Raw genomic sequence first — 4,438 nt, 5'->3', positions numbered from 1 at the left:
CGGCGCCGGAAAGCCCGGCCGCTATGTAAAGCTTCGGCCGGATCGTCTTGCCAGTTTGGCCGATCTGCCGATCAGCTGGCATCCAGCTCTTCTGGACCAACGGACGCGAACAGCCGTGCTCGGCGCCGATTGCTCGTGCGAGGTTCTTCACAAGCTGCAGGTTCTCCGCCGCGCCAAGACCAAGGCCTCCCGCAACCACGACGTCGGCATAGGCAAGGTTTGCCTTCGCCGACTGATTGTCCGGCAGGAAGCCGAGGACTTTGGTAGCGATCTCGTCCTCGGCAAGCGAAAGCTTGTGCCGGATGACACGCCCGACCGGTTTATCCGTCCGCTGCGGCATGGGCATGACCCTCGGCCGCACGGTCGCCATCTGCGGGCGGAAATTGAGCGTATAGATCGTGCACAACAAGGAACCGCCGAAAGTCGGACGCGTGGCGGCGAGCGAACTGTCGGTATCCACATCGAGTTCGGTGCAGTCGGCCGTGAGCCCCGTCTGCAAGGTCGTCGCCACGGAGCCGGCAAGATCCCTGCCCAGTGTGGTGGCACCGAGAAGAAGGATTTCGGGTTTGTGGGTATCGACCAGATCCGTCAGCGCCTTGGTGAAAGGTTCATTCCGATAGTCGGCGAGCAGGGGCGCCTCGGCGATGTAGACAAGGTCAGCGCCATACGCGAATGCTTCGGCAACGGCGTTCCCGACGGCCTCTCCCGGCGGTCCAAGCACGACGCCTGCAAGCTGGACCTGAAGCTTGTCTGCTAAGTTGCGGCCTTCGCCGAGCAGTTCGAATGATACCGGATGGACCTCGCCACGTTCGAGCTCGATGAAAACCCAAACGTGCCGATAGTCCTTGAAATGGGCGGGCAATTCCTTCTTTATGCCGGCGCGGCCGGCGGCAGGGCGAGGGGTTTCTCCGTTCGCGGTCGACATCGTTTTGCTCCTTGCCGTCACGCGCCGCCGTTAAAGGCGAGCTCATGTTCCAGCGCCGGCTGGCGGGTGAAGATTGCGGTGATGAGTTCGTCAGCGACATCGCGCAAGGCCTTCTCGGCGGTGTCGATTTGTGCCGCCTTTTCAGCTCGAGCAGGAGGGGCGAAAACACGTTTGACGACCGTCGGTGAACCGCGCAGGCCGCATTTGGTGAGATCCTCAATGCCGGCGTCGGCCGCGCTCCATTTCAAGACCTGGCTGCGCGCGGCGCACAAGGCGTCCTGGATCGAGCCCCGGCGGATCTCGTTTGTGCCTTCCAGCATGGTGATGAGGCAAGGGAGCCTGCTCTTCAGCATCTGTGTGCCGCCTTCGGAACGGCGCTCGACCTTGATCTCGCGTGCAGCAAGGTCGACAGAAGGGATCTTCGCGACATAGGTCAGTTGCAGGAGTCCGAGGCGCTTGGCGATGCCGGGCCCGACCTGGGCGGTGTCGCCATCGATCGTCTGCTTGCCGGTGAAGACGAGGTCTGGCGTGCCGAACGTCTCGCCAATCTTCGCGATTGCCTGGGAAAGGGCGAACGAGGTTGCCAGCGTGTCGGAGCCGGCAAAATAGCGGTCGGTCAAGAGCACCGCTCGGTCGGCGCCGTAACCGCGCGCCTTGCGCAGCGCGTCCTCTGCCATGGGCGGACCCATGGTGAGCACAGTGACTTCGCCGCCATGTGCGTCGCGCAGTCTGAGCGCTTCTTCGAGGGCGAACAGGTCGTAAGGGTTGATGATGGTCGGAACACCCTGGCGCATGATCGTGTTCGTGACCGGATGGACCCTTATCTGTGCCGAGTCCGGCACCTGCTTGATGCAGATTACGATGTGCATTGGCGGTTTCTCTAGGCTCCTGTCCGGGTCCGGCATTGCGGTTTCTCCTTTGTCCGCATTATTCGTGCCAAGTCTCTTGCGCTCCCCTTTCCTACAACTTCGGCTGGTTGCTTCTGACGGCGCTGTGGTGATGACCGCATTTGGCGGCTGCTCGACATTGTCGCGTCGCACCCTTGTCGCCGATCATTCCCGTCCGAACCGCTTCAGTACCGAGTCGAACGGAACAAAGGTGTGACCCGGCGCGGCAGGTTTGTTCGGATCGTGGTCCTTGAGCACCTTGAAAATCCGATGCGTGAGCGGCGAGGAAATCGCAAAGTCCTCGTAAGCTCGTTCGAGCGTCGCGCGCACCCTCGCGGCAATCACCTGGTCGGGCAGACCGGAGAAATCTTCTTCGGCGAGGTATTGGCCCACACGCTTCATGATATGGAGCCGCGAGACATTCAGTACCTTCGGGTCATAGGCGACGCCTAGGACTGAGAAGAATTCCTCTGCAGCCGACAAGCGCTTCAGTCGTGCGAGGATGTCGGTGACATCCATGGGGCGGCTGTCAGCGGAACAATTCATTGCATTCTTCCTGGTCGCAAAACTGTGGCCTCTGTGCGCTCGCGCACGGCTGACTTGGACCCGCACAGCTCGATGAGGGATGGCTCGCTGCACATTCCATCGTAGAGCTCGACCAGTCGAGTTGCAGTGACGGTCGATTTGGTCTCGGCCGCCTCGCGTCGGACGCGGGCCACCATCGCGGCTGCCAGATCCGGGTCGAGATCGCGACCGCTTTCGCTCAGCACATGGGCAATCGCAGTGGCGCCGGAATGCTTGCCGATGACGATCCGCCGGCAGCGGCCCACGAGAGTCGGATCGAGCCCCTGATAAGTACGCGAGTCCTTCAGCAGCCCTGCGACGTGAATGCCGGATTCGTGGGTGAAAACATCGGCGCCGACGACCGGCTTAGTGGCTGCGGTCTGCCGGCGGGCGGCCCAAGCCACCTGGGCGGCGAGGCCGGGCAATGCGGTCAGCTCAATGCCGGTGTCTGCGCCGTCGAAGACTGCCATTGCGGCGGCCACCTCCTCCAGCGCGGCATTGCCCGCACGCTCGCCGAGCCCCAGGACGGTGACGGAGGCATGGCGCGCGCCTGCGCGGATCGCCGCCAGCGTGTTGGCGCCAGCAAGTCCGAGATCGTTGTGCGCATGAAATTCAAGGTCGATTGGAGACTGCACCACGAGCTGGGCGACAAGTTCGAAGGTCGAAAACGGGTCGAGAACACCGACTGTGTCGGCCAGCCTCACGCGGCTTGCGCCGGCGCGTGCGGCCGTCTCGATGACGCGGGCGAGATGATCCCGATTGGCCCGCGAGGCATCCTCGCAGCCCACCGCGACGAAGAAGCCGGCATCGGCGGCGCGCCTGACCATATGATCGATGACCTGGAGCGCTCCCGCCTTGTCGAGGCCGAGCTTGGCGGCAAGTTGGATGTCCGACGCAGGCAGCGACAAATTGACCGCTTGGACGCCGCTCTCGATCGCTGCATCGAGATCCAACGACGTCATCCGGCACCAGGCCATGAGCCGAACCGGAAGACGCCGCGCTACCACGGCGCGAATTGTTTCCATCTCGTCGACGCCCATGACCGGCGTGCCGATCTCGATCTCTGTCACGCCAGCCGCCGCAAGAGACTCAGCGATCTCCAGCTTTTCCGTCGTGGTGAAGGCGACGCCCGGCGCCTGCTCGCCATCGCGCAAGGTCGTATCGTTGAGGGAGACATGACCGGTCATGACAGGCAGCCTGTTCTTCTGCGGCTCACGCATAGACCGGACTACCCGGCCCAGAACCGGAAAAGCTGCGCAGCTTCCCCACGATTCCCGGCATGACCTCGAGCACCCGGTCGATGTCCTCTTCGCTGTTGTCCCGCGCCAAGGAGAAGCGGACTGCCGCGTGTGGCGTTTTCATCGCGCTTAGGACATGGCTTGGTTCCAGAGAGCCGGAGGTGCAGGCCGAGCCAGAGGAACACGCGATGCCAATGCGGCTGAGGAGAAGTGGAATTCCATCACTTTCGACATGTTCGAAGGAGATGTTTGCGGTGTTGGGCAACCGTTGCAAGGGATCACCAGTGACACAGGTGCTTGGGATGCGCTGGAGGATCCCGCCCTCCAGGCGATCGCGGAGCGACTTTACCCGTGTGGTCTCGTCGTCCATGAATTTCAAGGCGAGTTCGGCCGCCGTGCCGAGCCCGGCTATGCCGGGCGTATTCTCGGTTCCAGCACGCCGGTTGTGCTCTTGGTGACCCCCCTTGATCAGCGAATGGAAATCGACGCCACGTTTTACGAAAAGCGCACCGATCCCTTTCGGCCCGTGCAGCTTGTGGCCGGAGAGCGACAGCATGTCGATTGCGGTCGACTTCAGGTCCATCGGAAGCTTGCCGACCGCCTGCACAGCATCGGTATGGAATAGGGCGCCCACTTCCTTGGCCAACTCGGAAAGCCTTGCCACGGGGAAGATCACACCAGTCTCGTTGTTCGCCCACATTATTGACACGATTGCAACCTGTGGGGTGAGGGCGGCCATATAGGCGTCGAGATCGAGCCGACCACGGCAATCCACCGGGATCCTGTGCACCTTGAGGCGGCGGGTCTTCTCAAGATGCGCGCAG

The 4,438-nt window shown here is 62.5% G+C and carries 5 protein-coding genes; all 5 read right to left on the bottom strand.

What is annotated here, in order from left to right; genetic code table 11:
• Positions 1 to 925 (bottom strand): electron transfer flavoprotein subunit alpha/FixB family protein (locus tag NKH35_RS30710; RefSeq protein ID WP_352917443.1); only part of this gene is annotated, 925 nt, incomplete at its 3' end.
• A gap of 17 nt (positions 926 to 942) precedes the next feature.
• Positions 943 to 1,794, bottom strand: a complete 852-nt coding sequence (locus NKH35_RS30705) for an electron transfer flavoprotein subunit beta/FixA family protein (protein WP_352917445.1) — start codon at positions 1,792 to 1,794, stop codon at positions 943 to 945.
• Between the two features lie 183 nt (positions 1,795 to 1,977).
• The gene (gene nifW, locus NKH35_RS30700) at positions 1,978 to 2,358 is read right to left on the bottom strand and encodes a nitrogenase stabilizing/protective protein NifW (protein ID WP_023687348.1); all 381 of its coding nucleotides are present in this window, start codon (positions 2,356 to 2,358) and stop codon (positions 1,978 to 1,980) included.
• On the bottom strand, positions 2,355 to 3,563 hold the full coding sequence (gene nifV, locus NKH35_RS30695; protein ID WP_023712671.1) for a homocitrate synthase: 1,209 nt from the start codon (positions 3,561 to 3,563) through the stop codon (positions 2,355 to 2,357). Before nifV ends, nifW begins: the two co-directional genes overlap by 4 nt.
• A 25-nt stretch (positions 3,564 to 3,588) precedes the next feature.
• Positions 3,589 to 4,438 (bottom strand): aminotransferase class V-fold PLP-dependent enzyme (locus NKH35_RS30690; RefSeq protein WP_352917441.1); only part of this gene is annotated, 850 nt, incomplete at its 5' end.

The sequence above is a fragment of the Mesorhizobium sp. M1143 genome, assembly GCF_040318435.1.
Classification (GTDB): domain Bacteria; phylum Pseudomonadota; class Alphaproteobacteria; order Rhizobiales; family Rhizobiaceae; genus Mesorhizobium.
This window is presented reverse-complemented; position numbering and strand designations above follow the sequence as displayed.

What these genes read in the sequence shown, in the direction of transcription:
- NKH35_RS30705 (WP_352917445.1), bottom strand. Translation starts at nt 1,794, where the DNA reads ATGCACATCGTAATCTGCATCAAGCAGGTGCCGGACTCGGCACAGATA.
- nifW (WP_023687348.1), bottom strand. Translation starts at nt 2,358, where the DNA reads ATGAATTGTTCCGCTGACAGCCGCCCCATGGATGTCACCGACATCCTC.
- nifV (WP_023712671.1), bottom strand. Translation starts at nt 3,563, where the DNA reads ATGACCGGTCATGTCTCCCTCAACGATACGACCTTGCGCGATGGCGAG.